General features: G+C 62.7%; 21 protein-coding genes and 1 other RNA gene. 3 read left to right on the plus strand and 19 right to left on the minus strand.

Going from position 1 to position 24,470, the window contains the following annotated elements:
• The 18 genes from murB to AF337_RS21200 form a co-directional block, all read right to left on the minus strand.
• Positions 1-975, minus strand: coding sequence for a UDP-N-acetylmuramate dehydrogenase (murB, locus tag AF337_RS21120; protein WP_003593364.1), 975 nt, complete (start codon positions 973-975; stop codon positions 1-3).
• Positions 972-2,387, minus strand: a complete 1,416-nt coding sequence (gene murC, locus AF337_RS21125; protein ID WP_049733638.1) for a UDP-N-acetylmuramate--L-alanine ligase — start codon at positions 2,385-2,387, stop codon at positions 972-974. Before murC ends, murB begins: the two co-directional genes overlap by 4 nt.
• Entirely contained in the window at positions 2,384-3,508 is a 1,125-nt protein-coding gene (gene murG / locus AF337_RS21130; RefSeq protein ID WP_049733639.1) for an undecaprenyldiphospho-muramoylpentapeptide beta-N-acetylglucosaminyltransferase, read from the minus strand. The genes murC and murG overlap by 4 nt, the downstream gene beginning before the upstream one ends.
• A 6-nt stretch (positions 3,509-3,514) precedes the next feature.
• On the minus strand, positions 3,515-4,669 hold the full coding sequence (gene ftsW, locus AF337_RS21135; protein ID WP_049733640.1) for a putative lipid II flippase FtsW: 1,155 nt from the start codon (positions 4,667-4,669) through the stop codon (positions 3,515-3,517).
• Between the two features lies 1 nt (position 4,670).
• Positions 4,671-6,080, minus strand: a complete 1,410-nt coding sequence (gene murD, locus AF337_RS21140; RefSeq protein WP_049733641.1) for a UDP-N-acetylmuramoyl-L-alanine--D-glutamate ligase — start codon at positions 6,078-6,080, stop codon at positions 4,671-4,673.
• 7 nt (positions 6,081-6,087) lie between these two features.
• Positions 6,088-7,188, minus strand: a complete 1,101-nt coding sequence (gene mraY, locus AF337_RS21145) for a phospho-N-acetylmuramoyl-pentapeptide-transferase (RefSeq protein WP_049733642.1) — start codon at positions 7,186-7,188, stop codon at positions 6,088-6,090.
• A gap of 22 nt (positions 7,189-7,210) precedes the next feature.
• Positions 7,211-8,650 carry a UDP-N-acetylmuramoylalanyl-D-glutamyl-2,6-diaminopimelate--D-alanyl-D-alanine ligase gene (locus AF337_RS21150; RefSeq protein ID WP_049733643.1) on the minus strand — a complete coding sequence of 480 codons (1,440 nt, stop codon included), beginning with the start codon at positions 8,648-8,650 and terminating at the stop codon, positions 7,211-7,213.
• Positions 8,647-10,167, minus strand: a complete 1,521-nt coding sequence (locus AF337_RS21155) for a UDP-N-acetylmuramoyl-L-alanyl-D-glutamate--2,6-diaminopimelate ligase (RefSeq protein WP_193393648.1) — start codon at positions 10,165-10,167, stop codon at positions 8,647-8,649. Before AF337_RS21155 ends, AF337_RS21150 begins: the two co-directional genes overlap by 4 nt.
• A 6-nt stretch (positions 10,168-10,173) precedes the next feature.
• Complete coding sequence (locus tag AF337_RS21160) at positions 10,174-11,934, minus strand: peptidoglycan D,D-transpeptidase FtsI family protein (RefSeq protein WP_049733644.1); 1,761 nt, start codon at positions 11,932-11,934, stop codon at positions 10,174-10,176.
• A complete protein-coding gene (gene ftsL / locus AF337_RS21165; protein WP_049733645.1) occupies positions 11,934-12,407 on the minus strand; it encodes a cell division protein FtsL in 474 nt (157 codons plus the stop codon). The genes AF337_RS21160 and ftsL overlap by 1 nt, the downstream gene beginning before the upstream one ends.
• A gap of 1 nt (position 12,408) precedes the next feature.
• On the minus strand, positions 12,409-13,434 hold the full coding sequence (gene rsmH / locus AF337_RS21170) for a 16S rRNA (cytosine(1402)-N(4))-methyltransferase RsmH (protein ID WP_049733646.1): 1,026 nt from the start codon (positions 13,432-13,434) through the stop codon (positions 12,409-12,411).
• Positions 13,435-13,451: 17 nt separating this feature from the next.
• The gene (gene mraZ, locus AF337_RS21175) at positions 13,452-13,889 is read right to left on the minus strand and encodes a division/cell wall cluster transcriptional repressor MraZ (protein WP_049733647.1); all 438 of its coding nucleotides are present in this window, start codon (positions 13,887-13,889) and stop codon (positions 13,452-13,454) included.
• A 426-nt stretch (positions 13,890-14,315) separates the two neighbouring features.
• An RNA gene (gene rnpB / locus AF337_RS39275) (RNase P RNA component class A) lies at positions 14,316-14,713 on the minus strand.
• 53 nt (positions 14,714-14,766) lie between these two features.
• Positions 14,767-15,942, minus strand: a complete 1,176-nt coding sequence (locus AF337_RS21180) for an NAD(P)/FAD-dependent oxidoreductase (RefSeq protein WP_049733648.1) — start codon at positions 15,940-15,942, stop codon at positions 14,767-14,769.
• A gap of 11 nt (positions 15,943-15,953) precedes the next feature.
• Entirely contained in the window at positions 15,954-17,141 is a 1,188-nt protein-coding gene (locus tag AF337_RS21185) for an NAD(P)/FAD-dependent oxidoreductase (RefSeq protein WP_049733649.1), read from the minus strand.
• A 158-nt stretch (positions 17,142-17,299) separates the two neighbouring features.
• On the minus strand, positions 17,300-17,827 hold the full coding sequence (locus AF337_RS21190; RefSeq protein WP_049733650.1) for a lytic transglycosylase domain-containing protein: 528 nt from the start codon (positions 17,825-17,827) through the stop codon (positions 17,300-17,302).
• A 261-nt stretch (positions 17,828-18,088) separates the two neighbouring features.
• Complete coding sequence (locus AF337_RS21195) at positions 18,089-18,850, minus strand: N-acetylmuramoyl-L-alanine amidase (protein ID WP_049733651.1); 762 nt, start codon at positions 18,848-18,850, stop codon at positions 18,089-18,091.
• Positions 18,847-19,554: a J domain-containing protein gene (locus AF337_RS21200; RefSeq protein WP_049733652.1), complete on the minus strand. Its 708-nt coding sequence runs from the start codon at positions 19,552-19,554 to the stop codon at positions 18,847-18,849. The genes AF337_RS21195 and AF337_RS21200 overlap by 4 nt, the downstream gene beginning before the upstream one ends.
• A 457-nt stretch (positions 19,555-20,011) precedes the next feature.
• Between AF337_RS21200 and AF337_RS21205 the strand changes: the two genes are divergently transcribed.
• The 3 genes from AF337_RS21205 to AF337_RS21215 all read left to right on the plus strand — a co-directional run bounded on the left by AF337_RS21205 (position 20,012) and on the right by AF337_RS21215 (position 22,964).
• Positions 20,012-21,223, plus strand: coding sequence for a pyrophosphate--fructose-6-phosphate 1-phosphotransferase (locus AF337_RS21205; protein WP_049733653.1), 1,212 nt, complete (start codon positions 20,012-20,014; stop codon positions 21,221-21,223).
• A gap of 57 nt (positions 21,224-21,280) precedes the next feature.
• Positions 21,281-21,916 (plus strand): LysE family translocator, encoded by a 636-nt coding sequence (locus tag AF337_RS21210; RefSeq protein WP_049733654.1) that lies wholly within the window; start codon positions 21,281-21,283, stop codon positions 21,914-21,916.
• A gap of 115 nt (positions 21,917-22,031) precedes the next feature.
• Positions 22,032-22,964: a lytic transglycosylase domain-containing protein gene (locus AF337_RS21215; protein WP_049733655.1), complete on the plus strand. Its 933-nt coding sequence runs from the start codon at positions 22,032-22,034 to the stop codon at positions 22,962-22,964.
• A gap of 39 nt (positions 22,965-23,003) precedes the next feature.
• Here AF337_RS21215 and AF337_RS21220 read toward each other — a convergent pair whose 3' ends face one another.
• Positions 23,004-24,428: a serine hydrolase domain-containing protein gene (locus AF337_RS21220; RefSeq protein WP_049733656.1), complete on the minus strand. Its 1,425-nt coding sequence runs from the start codon at positions 24,426-24,428 to the stop codon at positions 23,004-23,006.
• Positions 24,429-24,470 lie beyond the last annotated feature (42 nt).

Genomic DNA, 24,470 nt, shown 5'->3' on the forward strand with positions numbered 1-24,470 from the left:
CTATTCGCTGGTGACGCCGTGGAACGGGCGCACTTCGCGGCCGGGCATGAAGACACCGAGGCGCTTGATTTCCCATTCGAGCTTGATGCCCTCTTTCTCGAAGACCTCGCGGCGCACCTGTTCGCCGAGATATTCGAGATCGTAGCCGGTCGCCTGCCCCATATTGATCATGAAGTTGCAGTGAAGCGACGACATCTGCGCTCCGCCGATGACGAGACCGCGGCAGCCTGCCTCGTCGATCAGCTTCCAGGCCGAATGGCCAGCAGGGTTCTTGAAGGTCGATCCGCCGGTCTTTTCGCGCACCGGCTGCACTGTCTCGCGGTGATTGCGCACGGCGTCCATCTCGGCACGGATCTGCGCCCGCTCTTCCGGATAGCCCTCGAACAGCACGGAGGTGAAAATCAGCTCGCTGGATGCGGTCGAATGGCGATAGGAATAGCCCATCTCGGCATTGGAAAGCACGTGCTTGTTGCCCTTGCGGTCGACGGCGTTGACCTCGATCAGCCGCTCGCGCGTCTCCACGCCGTTGGCCCCGGCATTCATGCGCGCCGCGCCGCCGATGCTGCCCGGAATACCGTAGAAGAAATGGAAGCCGCCGATGCCGTTGTCCATCGCCATCGCCGCAACATGTTTGTCGGGGCAGATGCTGCCGGCCAGAATACGGTTTTCGCCGGCAAGCTCGACAAAGCCGAAGCCCTTGGCCGACAGGCGCAGCACGACACCGGGAATGCCGCCGTCGCGCACCAGGATGTTGGAGCCGACGCCGATCACCGTCAGCGGCACCTCTTCCGGCAATATTTTCAGGAAGGCGACGAGATCGTCGATGTCATGCGGCTGGAACATCAGCTCGGCCAGGCCGCCTGCCCTGAACCAGGTGACGCGGTCCATGGGGGCATCCGGCGTGATGCGACCGCGGATATCCTTTACACCGTCTCCGAGAGACGCGAGAAGCTTTTCCCCATTCACCTGTTTCATACGGACTTTCCCGATAGGCCTTCCAGTTGCTTGGGCAGCGCCGCTGCCCAGGATGTGATGCTCCCAGCCCCCAACAGAACCACGAAATCGCCCGGCTTTGCAACCTCCGCAACCATCTGCGGCAGAAGCTCGGCCGCGGAGAGGAAGCGGGCGTCGCGATGGCCGCCGGATTTTATCCGCGAGACCAGCGACACGGAATCGATACCGGCGATCGGATCTTCGCCCGCCGCATAGACCGGCGCCAGGAAAATGCTGTCGGCATCGTTGAAGCAGGCCGCGAATTCCTCGAATAGGCTTGCCAGCCGGCTGTAGCGGTGCGGCTGGTGGACCGCGATCACCCGCCCCTTGCAGGATTCGCGGGCAGCGCGCAGCACCGCCTTGATCTCGACCGGATGGTGGCCGTAATCGTCGAAGATCTGCACCCCGTTCCATTCGCCGGTCAGCGTGAAACGGCGCTTGACGCCGCCGAAGGAGGCTAGCCCCTTGGCGATATCGGCGCTCGATATGCCAAGCCGGTTGGCAACGGCGATCGCCGCCGTCGCGTTGGAAATATTATGCCGCCCGGGCATCGGCATGACCAGCCCCTTGAGTTCGATCACCTGGCCGGTGCGGCGGCGGCGGATTTCGACGTCGAAGATCGAGCGCGTGCCGTCGATGCGCACATTGGTGAAGCGCACGTCGGCCTGCGGGTTTTCGCCATAGGTGATGATCTTGCGGTCCTCGATGCGGCCGACCAGTGACTGCACCTCGGGATGGTCGAGGCACATGACGCCGAAACCGTAGAACGGCACGTTTTCGACGAACTGCCGGAAGGCGGCGCGCACGGCGTCGAAATTGCCGTAATGGTCGAGATGCTCCGGATCGATATTGGTGATGACGGCGACATCGGCCGGAAGCTTCAGGAAGGTGCCGTCGGATTCGTCGGCCTCGACCACCATCCACTCGCCCTCGCCCATGCGGGCATTGGTGCCGTAGGCGTTGATGATACCGCCGTTGATGACGGTCGGATCGAGCCCGCCGGCTTCGAGCAGGGTGGCGACCAGCGACGTGGTCGTCGTCTTGCCATGCGTGCCGCCGATGGCGATCGCGTTGCGGAAGCGCATCAGCTCCGCAAGCATTTCGGCGCGGCGCACCACCGGCAGCAGCTTTTCGCGGGCGGCGATCAGTTCCGGATTGCTCTTTTTGATCGCGGTCGAGACGACGACGACTTCGGCATCACCCAGGTTCTCGGCCCGGTGGCCGACGAACACCTCGATGCCCTTGTCGCGCAGGCGCTGGACATTGGCGCTGTCGGCCTGGTCGGATCCCTGCACCTTGTGGCCGAGATTGTGCAGCACCTCGGCAATGCCGCTCATGCCGATGCCGCCGATGCCGATGAAATGAACGAGACCGATCGCCTTCGGCAGTTTCATACGCGTGTCCTCTTGAATTCCGCTATTGTCCGTCCGGCGGCAATAGCCTCAACCATGTCGGCAAGCAAGTTCGCCGCATCCGGTTTTCCGGCGAGCTTCGCCGCCGCTGCCATGTGCGAAAGCTTTTCCGGATCGTTCATCACGGCCGTCAGGATCGCCGCGATCTTCTCCGGCGAAAGCTCCGACTGGGCGATCACCTTGGCCCCGCCGGTCGCAGCCAGCGCTGCCGCATTCGCCGCCTGGTCGTGATCGAGAGCGTGCGGGTAAGGCACCAGCACCGCCGGCCGACCGATGACCGAGATCTCCGAAACCGTCGAGGCGCCAGAGCGGCAGATGACGAGATGGGCTTTCGCCAGCCTCTCGGCCATGTCGGTGAAGAAGGGAGCGATATCGGCTCCCATCTCCAGCTTGGCGATGCAGCCGCCGACCATTTCCATGTCCTCGGGACGCACCTGCTGGGTGATGCGCAGGCGCAGGCGCAGCGCATCGTCGAGCAGGCTGATCGCCGTCGGCAGTGCCTTGGAGAAATACTGCGCGCCCTGGCTGCCGCCGAAGACGACAAGATTGAAGGCTTCACCCGGATGCGACGGTGCATAGGGCACCTCGGCGGCGGCGATAATCGCCGGGCGGACCGGATTGCCCGTCGTCACCGTCTTATCCGGGAAGGCGCCGCCCCCGTCCGGCAGGAAACCGCCGGCAATACCCTGCACGCGTGTCGCCAGGGCCTTGTTGGCGCGGCCCATCACGGCATTCTGCTCGTGGATCATCGCCGGCACGCCGAGCCTCGTGGCGGCAAGCAATGGCGGCACCGTCGGATAACCGCCGAAACCGACGACGATGACGGGCTTCAGCCGCTGGATCAGCTTCTTCGCCGCCCGCATGCCGCTCCAGAGCGTCCACAGCGAACGCGCGACGGCAACCGGGTTCTTCGGGCCGATCGTCGCCGACGGCACGACATGGATCTCCTCGGCCGGAAACTTGCCGGCATAGCGCTCGGCCCGGCTGTCGGTAACGAGATGCACCGAGTAGCCGCGCTCCTTCAGCTTGAAGGCCAGCGCCTCCGCCGGGAACACATGGCCGCCGGTTCCCCCGGCGGCAAGCAGCACGATGCCTTTGCTCATGGCCTTTTACTCCGCCGGCATGCCGTGCGGGACGCGGAAAAGGCTCCGGTCCTGCGCGCGTTTTTCCGGTCGATGGCGCGTCAGCGCCAGAATGAAGCCGGCGGTGACGCAAATCGCCACCATCGACGAACCGCCGTAGGAAATCAGCGGCAGCGTCATGCCCTTTGCCGGCAGCAGTTCGAGGTTGACGCCGATATTGATGATCGACTGGATGCCCATCTGCAGCACCAGGCCGGCAACGGCGAAGCGGTTGAAGTCGTTGCGCTCGCGATAGGCATGCGAGAGGCCGCGCAGCACCAGCACGGTAAACAGCGCCACCAGCGCCATGCAGAAGACGATGCCGAACTCCTCGGCCGCGACAGAGAAGATGAAGTCGGTATGCGCATCCGGGATGATGCGCTTGACGATGCCCTCGCCCGGTCCCTGGCCGAACCAGCTGCCGCGGATGATCGCCTCGCGCGCCGTATCGATCTGGAACGTATCGCCCTCGCCGGTCATGAACTTGTCTATGCGCAAGGCCACGTGCGGGAAGACGTAATAGGCGCTGAGCAGGCCGCCGGCGCCGCCGATGCCGAGCAGCATGATCCATATCCATGGCATGCCGGCCATGAAGAACATCCCGCCCCAGACGGCCGTGGTCAGGATGGTCTGGCCGAGGTCGGGCTGCGCGACGAGCAGGGCGGCGACGATGGCAAACAGGATGATGGCGAAGAGATTGCCGGGAATTTCAGGCTGTCGCGCATGTTCGGCAAACAGCCAGGCGCAAACCACGACGAAGGCGGGCTTCATGAATTCCGACGGCTGGATCGAGAGGCCGGCGATCCAGATCCAGCGCCTGCCGCCTTTGACCTCCTGCCCGACGAACAGCACCAGCACCATCATGGCGAGCGACACGATCAGCAGCAGGATCGCCGTTCGCCGCACTTGCCTTGGTGTCAGGAACGACAGTCCGAGCATGACGGAGATCGAAGGGATCATGAAGGCCGCGTGGCGCTTGACGAAGTGGAAAGGCTCGAGCCCGATGCGCTCGGCAACGGCAGGAGAGGCCGCAAAGGACAGCATGAAACCGATGCCCATCAGGAAGATGAACATCGCCAGGAAGAAGCGGTCGATGGTCCAGAACCAATCGGCCAGAGGCCCACGTTCCGCGCGGCTTACCATGTCATTTCTCTCCTGTTGCCGAACCGATCAGCATCGCGATCCCGTCAAGCGCTGCCACGTGTCCGACGAAGGCTTCACCCCTGACTTCGAAATTCTTATACTGATCGAAGCTTGCGCAAGCCGGGGATAACATCACGGCCGAAGCAGCCCCGTCGCGCTCGGCATCGGCTGCCGCATGCACGACCGCGCGCTCCAGCGTACCCGAGATCTCGTAAGGCACGGCCTCGCCGAGGGTGGCTGCGAATTCCGCCGCCGCCTCACCGATCAGATAGGCCTTGGCGATGCGCGGAAAATAGGGAGCGAGCGTCGTGATGCCGCCTGATTTCGGCAGGCCGCCGGCGATCCAGTAGATGCGATCATAGCTCGAAAGCGCCGGCGCCGCGGCATCGGCATTGGTCGCTTTGGAATCATTGACGAAAACGACGCGGCCGCGCTGCCCCACCGGCTGCATGCGGTGCTTGAGGCCGGGGAATGAGGCAAGGCCGGCGCGGATGTCGTCGGCGGAAACACCGACGGCAAGGCAGGCGGCCACGGCTGCGGCGGCGTTCTGCGCATTATGGCTGCCGCGCAGCGTCTGGATGCCGTCGAGATCGGCGAAGGGCAGCATGGCGCCGCCGGCGACCTGAATGAGCCTGGTGCCCTCAGCATAAATGCCTGATGCCACCACGTTGCGGCGGGAGATGCGCACCACCTTGACGCCTGCCCGCTCGACGCGGTCGGCAATCAGCGCCGAATGACTGTCGTCGATGCCGACGATCGCGGTATCGCTGCCGGCGACCAGCCGCTCCTTGACGTCGGCATAATGCTGCATCGTGCCGTGACGGTCGAGATGATCGGGCGTCAGATTGAGCAGGATGCCGGCGGACGGGTCCAGCGTCGGCGCCAGGTCGATCTGGTAGGAAGAGCACTCGACAACGTAGTAACGTTCGGCCTTCGGCGGATCGAGCGTCAGGACCGCCGTGCCGATATTGCCGCCGAGCTGCGTATCGTAACCTGACGATTTCAGGATATGGGCGATCAGCGCCGTCGTCGTCGACTTGCCGTTGGTGCCGGTGATGGCGATGAACGGGCAATCCGGCGCACGGGCGCGGCGCTCGCGCACGAAGAGCTCGACATCGCCGACGATATCGACGCCGGCGGCGCGCGCAAGATCGACGGTCCAGTGCGGCTTGGGGTGGGTGAGCGGCACACCTGGTGATAGCACGAACAGCGCCTGCGCGCTCCAGTCGATCGTGTGCAGGTCCTCCGTCCGGATGCCTTCGGCGGAAGCCTTGGCGACGCTGTCGGGATTGTCGTCCCAGGCGGTCACCTCGGCGCCGCCCGAAACCAGCGCCCGGGCGGTGGCAAGGCCGGAGCCGCCGAGCCCGAAAAGCGCGACCTTCCTGTCCTTGAGCGTCGTGACCGGGATCATCGCCGCCTCACCGCAGCTTCAGCGTCGAGAGGCCGAGCATGGCAAGGCCGACGGCGATGATCCAGAAGCGGATTACCACCTGGCTCTCGGTCCAGCCCTTCTTCTCGAAGTGATGATGGATCGGCGCCATCAGGAAGACCCGTCGGCCGGTCATTTTGAAGAAGCCGACCTGGATGATGACCGAGAGCGTCTCCATGACGAAGAGGCCGCCGATGATCGCCATGACGATCTCGTGCTTGGTGGCGACGGCGACGGTGCCGATCGTGCCGCCGAGCGCGAGCGAGCCGGTGTCGCCCATGAAGATGGCGGCCGGCGGCGCATTGAACCAGAGGAAGCCGAGCCCGGCGCCGATGACGGCGCCGAGGACGACTGCAAGCTCGCCGGTGCCGGGCACGAAATTGATCTGCAGGTAGTTCGCAAACACCACGTTACCGGCGAGATAGGCGATGACGCCGAAGGAGGCGGCGGCGATCATGACAGGCACGATGGCAAGCCCGTCGAGGCCGTCAGTCAGGTTGACGGCATTGCCGGCGCCGACGATGACGAAGCCGCCGAAGACGACGAACATGATGCCTATATTGATCATGAAGTCCTTGAAGAAGGGAAAGGCGATCGACGAGCCGAAGGTCGAACCGGCAACGCCCGAGGCAAGGGCGGTGCGCATCATGAAATAAACGGCGATGCCGGCGATGATGAACTCGATGCCGAGGCGCGCCTTGCCGGAAAAACCCATATGGCTCTGCTTCGTCACCTTGAGATAGTCGTCATAGAAGCCGATCGCGCCGAAGCCGAGCGTCACCAGCAGCGTGGCGACGACGTAGACGTTGGAAAGATCGGCCCAGAGCAGCGACGCGCCGACGATGCCGGCAAGGATCATCAGCCCGCCCATGGTCGGCGTGCCGGCCTTCTTGAAATGCGTCTGCGGTCCGTCGGCGCGGATCGGCTGGCCCTTGCCCTGCCGGATGCGCAGCGAATTGATGATCGTCGGCCCGAACAGGAAGACGATCAGGGCCGAGGTGAAGAGAGCAGCGCCTGTGCGGAAGGTAATATATCTGAACAGGTTCAGAAATTTGAAATATTCCGACAGTTCGACAAGCCAGATCAGCATTCAGGGCCCCTTGTTTACCCGATCAAAGTTCGCGTTGCGTGTCGGAAAATGGCGGGAACTTGTCAAGGAGCGCGGCGACGATCTTGCCGAAACCGATGCCCAGAGACGATTTCACCATCAACACGTCGCCCGGTGCGACCGAGTTCAATACATAATCCGTCAGTTCGCCGGTGTTCTCGCGATATTCGACATGGACGCTTTCCGGCAATGATTCCTTGAGCGCAGCCATCTCTGCTCCTGCGAGCCAGACATGTTCGATGCCGGCCGCAAGCAGCGGCACGGCAAGATCGGTATGAACCTTCTGCGCATACTCGCCCATTTCAAGCATGTCGCCGAGCACGGCGATGCGGCGTCCGCGGCTGGTCGGCTCGGAGGCCGCCAGCAGCGCGATCGCCGCGCGCATCGAAGCCGGATTGGCATTGTAGCTTTCGTCGATCAGCGTAAAGCTGCCACTGCCGCTGCCCATCGAAAGCCGGTGGCGCTTGCCCCTGCCCTTTTCCGGCTTCAGCGTCGCCAGTGCAGCGATCGCCTTTTCCATATCGGCGCCGACGATCCTGACGACCCCGAGCGCTGCGAGCGCATTTTCGGCGATATGGCGGCCGGGCGCGCCGATCGCGACCTCCAGCGTCTCGCCGCCGATCGTCAGCCACAGCGTCGAATTCTCGTCCGCGCCGTTGAATTCCGCCAGCCGGAATTCGGCCTTGGCATGCTGGCCGAAAGAACGGATGTGTTCGATACCGAGCGACTGAGCCGTGCGGTCGAGGAAATTGAACTGGTCGTTGTCGCGGTTGAGCACGACATGGCCGCCTGGTTCTAGTCCCTCGAAGATCTCCGCTTTGGCGGCAGCGATCTCCTTGATGTTCTTGAAATTGCCGAGATGCGCCGGCGCGATCGTCGTGATGATGGCGACGTCGGGACGGATCATCTCGACCAGCGGCCGGATCTCGCCGGGATGGTTCATCCCGACTTCGAAGACACCGTAATCCGTGTCGCCAGGCATGCGCGCCAGCGTCAGCGGTACGCCCCAATGATTGTTGAAGGAGGCGACGGAGGCATGCACCTTGCCGGAGGGCGACAGCACATGCCGGAGCATTTCCTTGGTGGTCGTCTTTCCCACGGAGCCCGTCACCGCGATGATCCGGGCCTTGGAGCGCTCGCGCGAGGCAAGGCCGAGCCGGCCGAGTGCCGCGAGCACATCCTCCACGACGATCATCGGCACCGTCAGGCGGCCCATGGCCGGAAGCCTCGCCTCACTGACGACGAGAAGCGAGGCACCGTTCGCCACCGCCATCGATGCGTAGTCGTGACCGTCGACACGGTCGCCCTTGATCGCGAAGAAGGCTTCGCCTGGAGCAATCGAGCGGCTGTCGATGGAAATGCCGGTGATGCCTTCAGGCAGAGTGCCGAAGGGGCGCCCCGCCATTGCTGCGATCATATCTTCGGTCGTCCAGAGCCAGCTCAAGATTGCAGTTCCTCCAAGGCCTTGCGCACCTCCGCATGATCGGAGAACGGCAGGGTCACGCTGCCGATCGTCTGCCCTTCTTCATGCCCCTTGCCGGCGACGATCAGCGTATCGCCGGATCGCAACATACCAACCGCCTGACGGATCGCGGTGGCGCGATCGGCGATTTCCGCGGCGCTAGGTGCCGCCGCCATGATCTCCGCCCGGATCGAGGCCGGCTCCTCCGAGCGCGGATTATCGTCGGTGACGATGACGACGTCGGCAAGCCGGCAGGCGATTTCGCCCATGATCGGCCGTTTGCCGCGATCACGGTCGCCGCCGCAGCCGAAGACGACGACGACGCGGCCGGTGGTGAAGGGCCGGACCGAGCCCAGCACGTTTTCCAGCGCGTCAGGCTTATGGGCATAGTCGACATAGGCGAGCGCGCCGTCTTTCGTATGGCCGACCAGTTCGAGACGGCCGGACGCGCCGACCAGCTTCTCGAGTGCGGCCATCGCAACTTTCGGCTCGACGCCGGTCGACATGGCAAGACCTGCCGCGACCAGTGCGTTGGCGACCTGGAAATCGCCGGCCAGCGGAATGTCCACTTCGAAGATTTCGCCGCCAATATGGATCTCGGCGGTCTGCTTGTGGCGGAAGTGCTCGACACGTTTCAAGGCGAGGTAATCGCCCTTGCGCCCGACGGTGCGCACATTATGACCGGCATCGGCCGCGGCCTTGATCGCCTGCGCCGACCAAGGATCGTCGGCAAAGATGACCGCCGGCGCACCCTTCGGCAACAGCACCTCGAACAGCCGCATCTTGGCGGCCATATAGGACTCGACCGTCGGGTGATAATCCATGTGGTCGCGGCCGAGATTGGTGAAGGCGGCAGCGGCAAGCTTGACGCCGTCGAGCCGGCTTTGGTCGAGGCCATGGCTGGAAGCCTCCATCGCCGCATGCGTGACACCTTCGCCGGCAAGTTCGGCGAGCAGCTTGTGCAGCGACACCGGATCGGGCGTCGTCAGCGAACCATATTCGTTACGCGTCGGCGAGACGACACCTGTTGTGCCGATCATCGCCGCCGCATGCCCAGCATGCGCCCAGATCTGCCGGGTGAAAGAAGCAACCGAGGTCTTGCCCGCGGTGCCGGTGACGGCGACCATGGTCTCGGGCTGTCTGCCGAAGAAACGCGAAGCGGCGATCGAAAGGAACCGGCGCGGCTCCTTGACCGCAAGCACAGGGATGGAGGCATCAACAGGCTGGGAGGAGATCGCGACGGCTGCACCTCGGCCGGCCGCATCGGCGATGAAGCCCGCGCCATCTGCCTTGGTGCCGGCGACTGCGACGAAGGCATTGCCCGGCGTCACGTGGCGGCTGTCCGATGACAGGCCTGAAATATCAAGCAGGCCTGCCGGGCCTTCGAGCTGTGCTTCAATTTCCGGAAACTGATCTCCGGCCAGGTCTCGCAATTTCATCGAATGCACTTTTCTCTCTTGAAGCCGGTCCACCCCTCGCGAATCGGCGTCGATATTCATTCACACTCAATAAGACACCAGCAAGGCCGATCCGCCCTCCCCGAATTTCGGCTCGATGCCGAGAATGGGAGCCGCGCGGCTGATGATCTCGCGGGCGATCGGGCCTGCGGTGCCGGCAGAGATCGTTCCGCCATATTGCTTCTCGCCGGTTTTCGGCTCGTCGCAGAAGGTGATCACGGCATATCTTGGATCGTTGATCGGGAATGCGGCAATGAAGGAATTGAAGTTCAAAGTCGCCGAATAACGGCCGTTCACCACCTTGTCGGCCGTACCGGTCTTGCTGCCGACGGCAAAGCCCGGCACGCGGGCGACGCGGCCCGATCCTTTGTAGCCGTTGAAATCGAGCAGATAGCGGATCTCGTCGCTGGTCGTCTTCTTGATGACCTGCGTGGCGATCTCATCGGCCTGTTCGCGGCTGCGCGGCAGGAATGTCGGCTCGATCAGCTTGCCGCCGTTGACGAGAGCGGCAGCCGCCACCCCTGTCTGCAGCGCCGTCGTCGAGACGCCATGGCCGAAGGAAATCGTAATCGAATTGATCTTCTTCCAGACCCGCGGCTGGCTCGGCATCTTCACCTCGGGCAGTTCGGTCTGCATCTTGGTCAAGAGGCCGAACTTGGTCAGATAGTCCTTCTGCGCGTCGATGCCGACGATGTCGATGACACGCGCCGTGCCGATATTCGACGAATACTGGAAAATCTCAGGCACGGTCAGCCAGCGGCGCTGCCCGTGGAAATCGTGGATGGTGAAACCGCCGATATAGATCGATTTGCTGGCATCGAATGTGTCGGTCATCTTCACCTTGCCGGTGTCGAGCGCCATCGCCAGCGAAAAGGTCTTGAAGGTCGATCCCATTTCGAAGGTGCCGTTGGTCATCCGGTTGAGCCAACCCTCCTTGGCCCCTTCCTGCGGATCGTTCGGATCGAAATCCGGCGCTGAGGCCATGGCCAGCACTTCCCCGGTATGCACATCGATGACGGCGGCACCGGCGCCCTTGGACTGGAAGTTGTTGACGGCGTTGACGACCGCGTCCCGGACGATGTTCTGCACGCGCAGGTCGATCGAAAGCCGCACCGGCTCGAGCGGCTGGTCGCTGGTCATGCCGACCGAGGCGAGGTCGGCAAGACCCTGGTCGTCGATATATTTCTCCATGCCGGCTACGCCGCGGTTGTCGATGTTGACGTAACCGAGGATATGTGCGGCAGTCGAGCCGCCCGGATAGAAGCGGCGCTTCTCCGGCCGGAAGCCGATGCCGGGAATGCCGAGCGCCAGGATCTGGCTCTGCTGCTTCGGCGTCAGTTGCCGGCGCAGCCAGGCGAAGTGCGAGGTTTTGACCGAGAGCTTCTTATAGGTATCCCGAACATCGAGCTCGGGCAGAACAGTCGCAAGCTTCTCGACCGCCTCGTCGGCATCGACGATCTTGTTGGGCTCGGCAAACAGCGAGACGGTGCGAATATCGGTCGCCAGCACTTCGCCGTTGCGGTCGAGAATGTCGGGGCGCGAGGCCATCAGCCGATCGGGCGGCAGGATGCTGGAGACGACCTCCTGATCCTTCATCGCATATTCGACGAGACGACCGCCGATAATGACGTAGACACCCATGAAGCCGAGGATCAGCAAGCCGACACGGCTCTTTGCCTGCCCCGATTTCTTCTTGCGGGATCCCTCGATCGCCAGGCCGGCGGGCGACGGACCGCCGAACCGGTTATAGACGCCGGCGGAAAAATGCGCCTGGCTCTTCAACACCATGATGCGGGAAAGAAACGACATTATTCCACCGACCCCGTTTCGATCTCGTCTGCTTCATCCTCCGCCTCGGCGCGCGGCGCGGGTTTTGGAACGGGCTGCGCTTTCGTCGTGACGGTCACGCCGGCTAGGGCTGCGCCCTTGGCGCCGGCCCCGGTCGCGCCCTTGGCGCCAGCCTTGGCCTCGGTCACGTCGGGCACGGGAACCTCGGATTTCAGCATCGGCAATTCCTTGGCATGCACCAGCGCCGTCGATTGCGTCGGCTGCAGTTGCAACTCGTCATCATAGGCCTTGACCAGCCGCTCCAGACGGTTTGGCTGCGATTGCAGCGCCCAGTCAGCCTTGAGAAGGTCGATCGTGTCCTCTTCGAGCTTGATCTCGGCTTCGAGGCGATGAACCTCCTCGAGCTTCAATTCGGCGCGATGCTTGATCGTGTAGGTGACGGCGGCGGTGGCCGTCATAACGCCGATGAGCACGAGATCGAACGTTTTCAGCATATCAACCTCCAAGCTTTCCGAGACTGGCGAGATTGGGAAACCCGAAGAGCGACATATCCGCGGCCTCAGCGGCGGCCTCCGTCCTCAAGCCGGCGCGCAGCTTGGCGGAGCGGGCGCGCGGATTGATCTCCGCCTCCGCCTCGCTTGCCGAAACCATCGGCTTGCCGATCGCTGCGAAAGTTGCCGCCCGCTCATGCGCGACCGGCAGATGCCGCGACCCCGACGCCTTGCCGGCGCGGTCGGAGAAGAATTTCTTGACGATCCGGTCTTCGAGCGAATGAAAGGTGACGACGACCAGCCGGCCGCCCGGCTTCAGCGCCGCCTCTGCCGCAAACAGAGCCTGCGCGAGTTCGCCGAGCTCGTCATTGACGAAGATGCGCAAGGCCTGGAAGACGCGTGTTGCCGGATGGATCTTGTCCTTCATCTTGCGCGGGGTGACCAGCTCGATGAGACCGGCAAGATCGCGTGTCGTCTCGAACGGCTTTTCCTCGCGGCGCTTCTCGATCGCATGCGCGATGCGCGGCGCCTGGCTTTCCTCGCCGAGGAAATGGAAGATGCGGATGAGATCGGCGACCTTGGCACGATTGACGACATCGGCGGCCGAAACGCCTGCGGCCGACATGCGCATGTCGAGCGGCCCGTTCTTCTGGAAGGAGAAACCGCGCTCAGCCTCATCGATCTGCATGGAGGAAACGCCGATATCGAGAACGACGCCATCGAGCCCGCCTTGCGGCGCATGATCAGCAAGATGCGAGAATTGCGAATGAACGAGCTTGAGGCGGCCAGCATGGGCGGCAACCATTGCCTGGCCGGATGCAATCGCCGTCGGATCGCGATCGAGCGCGATCACCTCGGCGCCGGCGGCAAGAATGGCGGAGCTATAACCGCCCGCACCGAAGGTACCGTCGAGGATAAGCTTGCCGGGCGCGGGCGCCAGCGCCGAAAGCACTTCATCAAGAAGAACAGGAATGTGACGAACCGGTCCGCCACCGGCATCAGTTGAACCTCCGCCAGGATTCGCCACCATTCCGTTCCCTCGTTCTTTCAGGAACGCTTGCCCGCCAGCTTGCGCTCCCCTCGTGCCTGCGCCTGCGCAGCCACAAAAGCCTGCGGCTGCCAGAGCTGAAAATGATCCGCCCGACCGACGAAAGTCACTTCGTCCGAGATGCCGGTAAAGCCGCGAATGAAATCCGTGACCATCAGCCGCCCCTCGGCGTCGAGCTTCATGAAGACCCCGCCCCCGTGAATGAGAAGCGACATCTCGTTCGCACCCGGCGAAAACGGATCCTCCGCAGCAATCTGCCGTTCGAATCTTTCGAGAAGATCCGGACCGCCGACGCTGATCGCCGGAAACACAAAGTCCTGGAAGCAATAGAGCTCCTGAACATTGCGCTGCGCCAGCACGGAACGGAACGCCGAAGGCACGGAAACCCTGCCCTTGGCATCGATCCTGTTGGTCGCGTTCGAAAGGAAGCGGCTCATCACACGAAACATCCGTTCCCGCAGGGATCCGGACCAAAAGACGCCCGAAACTCCCGATATCAGGCACAGCGTCGCAAGCCGGATGAGCGAAAACCCCTCCGACGCTTCCGGAGAGGAAGACGCCTTTGCTTTGCGATGAATGGGCAGGTGATTGCCCTGGTGCAGTGCGCATTTGGGATAGCATGGGACCATATGGGCGTCAATGGGATACGCCCATTTTGCAATAGACGCATGATCAAAAATTTATAAGCCGTTAAGTTTAACAAAGGGTTAGGATCGCCCTCCCGCGATGGCGCGCAACGCTGCTTTTGGAAAAAGAATTTTCAACAGGCGGATTGCATGAGCATCCACTTGAAAACTTTCGATTTCAGCGGCTTAGCGGGAAGTGATTCCTGACATCGGGGCTTGATCACGCCACAAAAGTTAATCGCCAGTTGGCCTGTAAGCCGGGTTCTGTATGGCCCCGGCGTGAACCGGAACGTGGCAGCCATTCCTCTGGGACAGCGTTTGCACGCTGCCTCGCGCAACCCACCCGGATGACTGGCCTGGAAACCGGCCGGAAGGCCTTTCGGCCTGCCACGTCATCCCTATTCGGTCTTGCTCCCGGTGGGGTTTACCGTGCCATTTCCGTTGCCGGAGATGCGGTGGGCTCTTACCCCACCCTTTCACCCTTACCTGTCATGACAGGCGGTTTGCTTTCTGTGGCACTTTCCCTGAGGTCGCCCTCGCCGGACGTTATCCGGCACCGTGTTTCCGTGGAGCCCGGACTTTCCTCACCCTACCGCCTTTCGGCATTGGTAAAGCGCGGCTGCCCAGCCAACTGGCAGGGCTCCCATAAACGAGAGAGACGGCAATTGCCACCTAAATCAAAATTTATTTAGCGAAATTGCGGTGTGAAATCCGTGGAGTAGCCCTGTTCGCTGATTCTGCCTGATAAAAGCAGCTCGGCCCCAAGCCGGCCGATTTCGTCCGAGCTCTTGGCAGAGGTGCCGGCGCAGCCCGTCAGCACCGCGATTTCCGGCGATGAGGTATAGCCGATCATCGGATGGCCGCTTTCCGTCTGCGACACGACGCAGGCCGCCGTCGAAATCGACAGCGGCGCCATGTCGGGCACGAGCCCTTCGACGATACGTTTGAGATAGGCGCGCACGGTCTCGCGCCCCTCGGTTTTGAACCACGCGCGCATCGCTGCCTCGTCGCCGAGCGCCAGATCGTCGGGGTCGCCGCCGATCTTCAGGTAGAATTTGCCGTCGGGATAACGGATCGGCGGCAGCAGGTAGATATGGATGCCGGGCACATCGAGAATGAGCGACGGCATGGTCGCAAGACGCTCCGCCTCGATCTCGCTCACCTCGAAAAGCGTGACCGTCCGGCCATAAACCGTCATAGCAACCGGACGCGGCAACAGATTCTCCGCAATGGAAAATCCGCCCGCTGCCAGCAGCACCTTCTCGCCGCGATAGCTCCGGCCGCCGGCAGTCTCGACGACAGCCGATCCGCCCACGCTGCGGATCGAGACGGCATGGTCGCGAATGACGGCGGCACCGGCCTTTTCCGCCAGCAGCGACTGTGCCTTGACCAGCTTGCGCGGACTGATATGCCCGGCCCCTCTCGCCTCGAAGACCCCGGCGGCGCCATCGGGAAAGGCGAAGAAAGGAAAGGCGGCCTTCAGCCCGGCCTCACCGAGAAGGCTGGTCTCGACGCCAAGCGAGACGGCCGCCTGCCGGGTCCTCTGGAGATAATCGCTTCCATCAGGCGCGACGACGACGCAGCCGACCTCGCGATAGAAGTCGATGCCGCTGTCGCGGGAAATCTCGCGGTAACGGCCGATCGCGCGGTTGGCGAGCAGCGCCCAGTTGCGGTCGGGGTCGATGGTGCGGGTAATGCGCCCCTCGTCGTAATGGCTGGCGAAGACGCCCTGATGCGCCTTGCGATCATCAGGCTCGTCCGGGCCGATCACCGCCACACCATCCACTTGTCGCGCCAGATGCCGCGCCGCCGCAGCCCCCATCAGCCCGCGGCCGACGACGATATATTTGAAATCGACTGCCATGATGCTCCCTTTCAGGCAAAGACCGGCGTCAGCTCGCCGCCGAAATCCTTGTCGCCGAGCGCCCCTTCGGCCAGAAGCACGGCGCCCAATCGCCCGAGTTCGTCGGAAGATTTGGCCGCGACGAAATTGCCGCCGGTAAGCACCGCGATGCGCGGCGACTGGGTAAATCCGGCGTAGGGATAACCGGTCGGCGTGAAATTTGCCACGCAAGGCCCCGAGGTGACCGGGCAGCCGGCAAGCGCTGGCATCAACTTGAGGGCGACGCGCGCGAGATGCTCGCGCTCGGCCACGCAGCCATCGGAACGGAACCACGCGCCGACATCCTCCAGCGCTCTGAAAGACAGCATCTCGGTGTCGCCGCCGAGTTTCAGATAGGTCTTGCCGTCGGGATAACGCACCGGCGGCAGGATATAGATGTGATCCTCCTCCCGGTCGCCGAGCACGATCGTCGACGGCATATCGCCGAAGATCGCCATCTCGCGCGCGCCGATCTCGTAGAAGACGACCGTGCGCGCCATCACCCTGGTATCGACGGGACGCGGCAGCAGGGCATTGAAATTGCTGAAACCGCCGGCAGCGACCAGCACGCGCTCGGCACTGTAGCTTCTGCCACCGGCCGTCACTTCGACATGGGAACCGGCGTCGCGCACGGATGTGGCGACTGCTTCGATCAGCGAGACGCCACCCTGTTCGGCAAGCCTCGCCTGCGCCCGCACCAGCGCCCGCGGGTTGATGTGCCCGGCGCGCTTGCGCTCGAAATATCCGGTGAAATCTGGATCGGCGGCAAGATAGGGAAAACGTTGGCCAAGGTCCGACGGCGCGATGGTCTCGATATTGCTGCAGAGCGTCCGGCTGACGGTTAGCGCCCGGTTGATATAGTCCTGCTCATCCCTTGGCGTCGGACCGGCAAACAGGCAGCCGACCTCCGAATAGAAGGAAATGCCGCTCCTTGCCTCGATTTCGCGGTAGCGGTCGAGCGCACGGGCGGCGAAACTTCCCCAGGCCAGATTGCCGTCGAAAGTGCGGGTGATGCGCGCCTCGTCGTAATGGCTGGCGAATATCCCGTGATGGGCCTTGCGTTGCTCCGGCTCGCGCGGGCCGATCAGCGCGATGCCGTCGGCCATCGAGGCGAGATGCCGTGCAGCAGCTGCCCCCATCATGCCGCGCCCGATGATGATGAACCTGAAATCGATTGCCATACCTAACCTCGCATCGAGGTGGCCTAACCTCGTCTCGAGGTGGCCTAACCTCGTCTCGAGGTGGCTCACCTCGATTCAGGTGGGGATATCACGGCAAGCGTCCTGATTCATATCGCAAAAATGCCGGGAGAATTTTCGCCCGACGCGTCTGGCGAAGCTCAGTCGAGCATCGCCAGGACCTTGCCGCAATAGGTCTTCGACACCGGGTTCATGCGCGTGGCGGCATGGCCGGCATTGTATTTCAGGATGGTGTTGCAGGTCTGCCCGCCGCCGAGCTGATGGGCGGCTGCCAGATATTTCATCCCGTATTTGATGTTGGTTTCCGGATCGAACAGGCCCTTCTTCGTGCCGGAATACCCCATCATCCGCGCCGTCGCGGGCTTGATCTGCATCAGGCCGATTTCGCCGGCACTGCCGCGTGCCTTCGGATTGAAATTGCTCTCGACACGCACGACGGCCTGAGCGAGCGCCACCGGTACGTCGTATTCGGCAGCATATTTATTGATCAGCGCGGCATAGGGAACGCTGGCGGAAAAATCGGGCATGGCATAGCCGCTCTGGCGATCGACGGTTTTCAGCGGGATGGTTTCGGCCCTGGCACCCCAGTCATCACCAGCCAAGGCAAAACTATTTCCCGCCAGCAGCATACCAACGCATGCCGCAGCACCAACAATCATATTATTCATGTAGTCTAATCACTCCGACCCATAGAATTGCAGGACTGCGCGCCTCGCCGTCATCCGGTCATACGCGATCAAGAACTGATCGCGTTCCGCAGCAATTCTTATCGTTTCATTTGGCGCCCGTGGTTACACTTTAAAAAGCCGTGAGCGCTGTTCAGCGGGCGTTCTTAGACCATCGCAATGAGGAGATAATAGGGAAATGATGTGGCGAGGTAGTTTTCTCGACGGCCGCGAGAAAACTACCTGATGTCGGGGCTCTTCCGCTCAGGAATAACGCGGCAGCGCCGATAGAAGCCGGTGCAGCGTGTCGATCGTCGAGAAATCGGCGATGCCGTCCACCCGTTCGGGCCGGAAATGACGCTGGAAAGCCTCCACGTCACCTGCCGTCTTTTCGGAAAATTGCCCTGTGATTTCAGTGCCGTAACCATAGAGAGACAGCATCGACTGCAGTGCCTCGACAGGCTGGCCGGCATCACCCCGCTGGAAGAAGCGCCCGCCGGTGATCGTTGCCGGCTCGACCCAGTGCCCGATGCCCGCCCTGTAGAGTTCGGCCCAGGGGAATTTCTCACCCGGATCGACCTTGCGAATCGGAGCGACATCGGAGTGCCCAAGGACCCGCTCCGGCGTGATCGACCAACGTTTGACACAGTCGCGACACAATTCGATCACCGCGGCGATCTGCTCTTTTGGGTAATCGGGAAGCCCGCCGGGATGGCCGGCATTGGCGATCTCGATGCCGATCGACAGCGAATTGATATCCGTCTCGCCGTGCCAGCTGCTCTTTCCCGCGTGCCAGGCCCGCCGCACCTCCGGCACCAGCTGCACCACCTCGCCGTTCTCATGCACGAAATAATGGCTGGAAACCTGGCTCTCGGCGCGACAGAGCCAGTCGAGCGCGCCATCCGCCGTCGGCATGCCGGTATAGTGCAGCAGGATCATGTCAGGACGGCGCCCGCCCGCGCGCTCGCCATGGTTCGGCGAAGGCTGCACGCGGGCGCTCCCGCAGTCGGCCTCGAAAGAGGTCATGCGGCGCGGCGTTCCTTCTCGATCGCCGCATAGGCCGCGTTCAGCGCCGCCATGCGCTCATTGGCGATGACGTGGAACTCCTTCGGCACGCCGCGCGAGATCAGCCGGTCGGGGTGATGTTCGCTGACGAGGCCGTGATAGCGGCGGCGGATGGTCGGGAAATCGTCCGAGGGCAACACACCGAGCACCTTGTAGGGATCGCCGCCTGTGGAGACGTGACGGGCGGCGATCTGCTCGAAGCGCGTCTCGCTCATCTGGAAGATCTCGCCGATATGGCTGAGGAAATTCAGTTCTTTCTCGTGGATCAGCCCATCGGCCTTGGCGATATGGAAGAGACCGTCGAGCACGTCTTCCAGCACCGTGCAATTGGCCGCACAGGTCACGCAGAGCGTCGAAAGCCTTTCGGCATAGGCTTCGTAGCCGGCCACGTCCTGACGTGCGAGGTTGTAAAGCCTGGCGACGTTCTTCGCCTGATCCTGCGGAAATTCGAAGATTTCGCGGAAGGCGTCGACCTCCTTCTCGCTGACGATGCCGTCGGCCTTGGCCATCTTGGCCGACAGCGCGATGATCGCCACGGAGAAAGCCACCTTGCGCCGGGTCTCGGGATCGCCTTCGAAAACCGTTCGGATAGCCTCGACCACCGCAGACAGCGCATTGCCCGCGGTATTGCCAATGGCATTCAACAGTTTTTCCCAGAAGGACATCGAAATCTCTCGCACGCTTGTCAACTTATATACAAACAGCTTGACCAAAGAATCGTAGCCTTTGCAAGGCGACTATTGGTCGTAGGGCCGAACACAGTTTTCACGATTTGGTAATTGTCGCACCGCAGCAAAGCGTCCTCCTGCGCCGGGCACCTGCGCTTCGGAGCGCGCTCGCCGGTAATTTCCACAAGAGTTCTCGACAGCCAGAACGGGCTTGAAACGATTATATCAGCTCTTCTGGTCGCCACGCCGCAGAAAGGCGCGTTTTCGTAAATTCTTTACTTTACAGGCTCCTTTCCCTGCCGCATCCATGCGCTCATGCATGTCGCCTGGAAATGTGCAGCGGGTCCGGGATGACGACATGCATGAAAACAATGAGGTAAGCGCGTCGCTTGAATCGAATTCAGTGCAACGCCGATAGCTGACGCCGCCGCACCGAAACGCCATAGGAGGGATCATGGCCAAGCAGAAAGTCGCAATGCTGACCGCCGGAGGCCTGGCCCCCTGTCTTTCCTCCGCCGTCGGCGGCCTCATCGAACGCTACAGCGACATTGCTCCCGACATCGATATCGTCGCCTACAAGTCCGGCTATCAGGGCGTATTGCTCGGCGACAGCATCGAGATCACCCGCGAGATGCGCGAAAAGGCGCCGCTGCTGCATCGTTATGGCGGCTCGCCGATCGGCAACAGCCGCGTCAAGCTCACCAATGCCGCCGATTGCGTCAAGCGCGGCCTGGTTAAGGAAGGCGATAACCCGCTGCGGGTGGCCGCCGAACGTCTCGCCAATGACGGTATCACCATTCTCCACACGATCGGCGGCGACGACACCAACACCACGGCCGCCGATCTTGCCGCCTATCTCGCCGCCAACGGTTACAATCTGACCGTCGTCGGCCTGCCGAAGACTGTTGACAACGACGTGGTGCCGATCCGCCAGTCGCTCGGCGCCTGGACGGCGGCCGAAGTCGGCGCGCATTTCTTCGACAATGTCGGCAACGAACAGACGGCCGCCCCCCGCACCCTCGTCATCCACGAGGTCATGGGCCGCCATTGCGGCTGGCTGACGGCCGCCACCGCCCGCGCCTATCTCCAGCGCACCAGCCGCAACCAGTATGTCGACGGCCTGATGATGGACGCGCATCTGAAGAGCATCGACGCCGTCTATCTGCCTGAGATGGCTTTCGACCTCGACGCCGAGGCCGCCCGCCTGAAGGAAAGCATGGACCGCAACGGCCACGCCACGGTCTTCGTCTCCGAAGGCGCCTGCCTCGACGCCATCGTCGCGGAGCGCGAAGCCGCCGGAGAGACGGTCAAGCGCGACGCCTTCGGCCATGTGAAGATCGACACGATCAATGTCGGCGCCTGGTTCCAGAAGCAGTTCGCCAGCCTGTTGAACGCCGAACGTTCGCTCGTGCAGAAATCGGGCTACTTCGCCCGCTCGGCGCCGGCCAACGGCGACGACCTCCGGCTGATCCAGAGCATGGTCGATCTCGCCGTCGAAAGCGCGCTCAACAAAGTCTCCGGCGTCACCGGCCACGATGAAGCGCAAAACGGTAAATTGCGCACTATAGAATTCCCGCGCATCAAGGGCGGCAAGGCTTTTGACCTGTCGACGGCATGGTTTGCCGAAGTCATGGACAATATAGGCCAGAAATACAAAGAAGCGTGATTGACGGATGGTTAATATGATGTCTTTGCTTGTTCCTGAGGAATAGGAGGAGACACCATGTCATTCGAAGCTTGGCTCGCTTTTGCGGCCGCATCCGCCATCATGCTGGCCATACCGGGACCGACGATACTGCTCGTTGTCTCCTATGCGCTCGGTCATGGACGCAGGACTGCGTTTGCGACGGTGAGCGGCGTGGCGCTTGGTGACTTCACCGCGATGACGGCGTCCCTCTTTGGTCTCGGCGCCGTCCTCGCCGCCTCCGCCACCCTCTTCACGGTCCTGAAGTGGATCGGCGGCGCCTACCTGATCTGGCTGGGAATCAAGCTCTGGCGGGCTCCCGTCATCGGCGAACCGGTCGCCGACAACGACAATCTGCCGGAGGAGAAATCGCTCAAGATCTTCCTCCATGCCTATGTCGTCACCGCCCTCAATCCGAAGAGCATCATCTTCTTCGTCGCCTTCGTGCCGCAGTTCCTCAATCCGGCCCTGCCCTTCGTCGGTCAGATGGCGATCATGGAAGCGACCTTCCTCGTACTGGCGATCCTCAACGCCTCCACTTACGCATTTCTCGCCCATACCGCACGCGGACTGATTCGCAAGGCGAGCGTCCAGCGCGCTGTAAACCGCACCGGCGGCACCCTATTGATCGCCGCAGGCGCCGTAACCGCGGGGTATCGCCGTATTGCAGCTTAGAAATAATCCGTGGTTGCCGGAATGTCACGAATAGGTTAATGGGGTCGTCGGATTTAAGCTTTTTAGTAACTTTTATAACGCTGCCGGGGCGGCGCGATTTCACGAAAGTGACGGAATGGTAGCGATCGGATTGTCCGCGCTGAAACGCAGTCTTGTCGTTTCTACGGTGCTCTGCTGCGGCGTGATGACCGGGTGCGCGAGCGTCGAATACACCTCTCAGGCCGAACTGACAGCTGCTCAGACCGTGGTGCCGATGCCGAAACCCGGTGAAGACGCCACGCTTGCCGCAATCCCGACAGCCGAAGGCACAGCCGGTCAGGCGGTCGCCGGCGCCACCCTTCCCCAGGCATCCCCGGCCCTGACCGCGACGGCAATGCCGACCGTGACAACCTCTCAGCCTGCCGATCTCACCATGCAGCCGGCGGCCTATGCGCAAATCCCGCTGACACCCGAGATGACGGCGATCCAGTCCGTGGTGCCGACGCCGCGTCCGGGAGCCCCGGCACAGCCGACGACCCAGCTTGCCTTTGCCGCGACACCGCAGAACGGCGCCCTTGCTGCACTTGCCGCAGTCGATACGACGCCGCGTTCCAGCATGGATTACGGCTTCGATGAATCCGGGCCGATCGATCCGCCGACGGCGCCGCCGATGTTCAGCGACGACGACAAGGACGATGCGCCGACCGTCGAAAAGAGCTTCGTCACCAAGCTCATTCAGAAATATTCGAAGCTCTACGAAATTCCCGAGACGCTGCTCCACCGCATCGTCCATCGCGAGAGCCGCTACAACGCCAAGGCCTACAACAAGCGCGGCTATTTCGGCCTCATGCAGATCAAGTACAACACGGCCAAATCCATGGGGTATGACGGCGCCCCGGGCGGTCTCTTCGATGCCGAGACCAATATCAAATATGCCGCGAAATATCTGCGCGGCGCCTGGCTCGTCTCCGACAGCAAGGAAGACGATGCCGTGCGCCTTTATGCGCGCGGTTATTATTACGACGCCAAGCGCAAGGGCATGACCGACATCGCCCAGGGCAATTACTGATACGACCAAGACCGATAACGGACGAACGGCATCACGAGCCTATGGCTGCGGCTGGCCCTGCCGTGGCGACCCGGCCTGCTGTTGCGGGGCTCCCGCTTGCGGCAAGGCCGCCAGGACCGCCTTGAGAAGCGTCTGCGGCTGATAGCCGAGCCAGCTCGGCGTCAGGCTGAGCCGGATTACGACCAGATCGGCGGACGGTACAATCGCCATGCTCTGCCCGTCATGCCCCGTCAGCCAGAACGTATCCTCCGGCAGCCCGAATTTTGCATTTGAACCGCCGGGCGCAAGCCAGGCCTGGCCCTGCGTATAGCGGCCGTTCGACGCCGTCGTCGGGGTGCGCATGGCGCCGACGAAACCCTCCGGCAGCAGCCGCTGGCCGTTCCAGACGCCGTCCTGCAGCAGGAACTGCCCGAAGCGCGCCCAGTCATGCGCCGTCGCATAGAGATAGGAGCTTCCGGCAAACGTGCCGCGCGCATCGAGCTCGAAGACGGCGCTCGTCATGCCGAGCGGCGAAAACAGCGCGTCGTCAGGATAGGAAAAGGCCGTCTGGGCATTGCCGACCCTGTCCATCCAGATGCGTGACAAGAGCACCGCCGTGCCGCTCGAATAGCGGAAGCGTTTGCCCAGCTCCGCCTCCATCGGCGCGTTGGCCGGCAGCGATACCATGTCGGGATCGAGATAGAGCATGCGCGTCACATCGGCGACAGCGCCATAATCCTCGTTGAAGGCAAGGCCGCTCTCCATGCCAAGCAGGTCGGAGACTTTGATCCTGGCGCGCCCGTCGTTCTTCCATTGCGCCAGCAGATTGTCATCGTCGAAGGAGATCTTGCCGTCGAGCATCAGCCGGCCGACAATCGCAGCATTCACCGTCTTCGTCATCGACCAGCCGATCAGCGGCGTCTTCGCCGAGAAGCCGGGACCATAGGCCTCAGTGACGATGCGGCCATTGCGCACCACGACGATCGCCCGCATGGCCGGGCCGGCAACGCTCTCATCGGCAAGCAGCGCAGCGATCTTCCCGTCCGGCCGATCGCCGGCGCTCTCACCCTCCGGCCACAGAGCCTCGTTCACCTCCGCCCTGGCCGGCGCATCGAAAGGCACCGCCTTCGCCGCCGCCTCGAAATTGCCGTCCGGCACGCTCGTGCAGCCGAAAGCGCCGCGATAGAGCGCATAACTCGGCGCAAACAGTCCCATGAAGCGCGCCGTCACGCGATCGCTGTCGCGGTCGACGCTGACGCGCACCAGCCGGAGCAGCGGATTTCCGGGCGCCTGGACATCGTCATGGAGCACCTCATCGGCCTCCCGGCCTGATATGAAGACGTTGGAGCAGACGATCTTGGCGGCATAGCCGTCGCCGACACGCAGCAGTTCCGGCGGCTGGACGAAGAGCCAGCCGGCGACGGCGATGACGACGAGCACGACAAGGAGAGCAAGCGCCTTCAGGATACGCAGGACAAATCGCATGGCATTCCTCCATGCCGGGAGAGAAGCAGGAATCGCACGCGC

Origin of the sequence: Rhizobium ecuadorense (assembly GCF_001187535.1) — a bacterium.
Classification (GTDB): domain Bacteria; phylum Pseudomonadota; class Alphaproteobacteria; order Rhizobiales; family Rhizobiaceae; genus Rhizobium; species Rhizobium ecuadorense.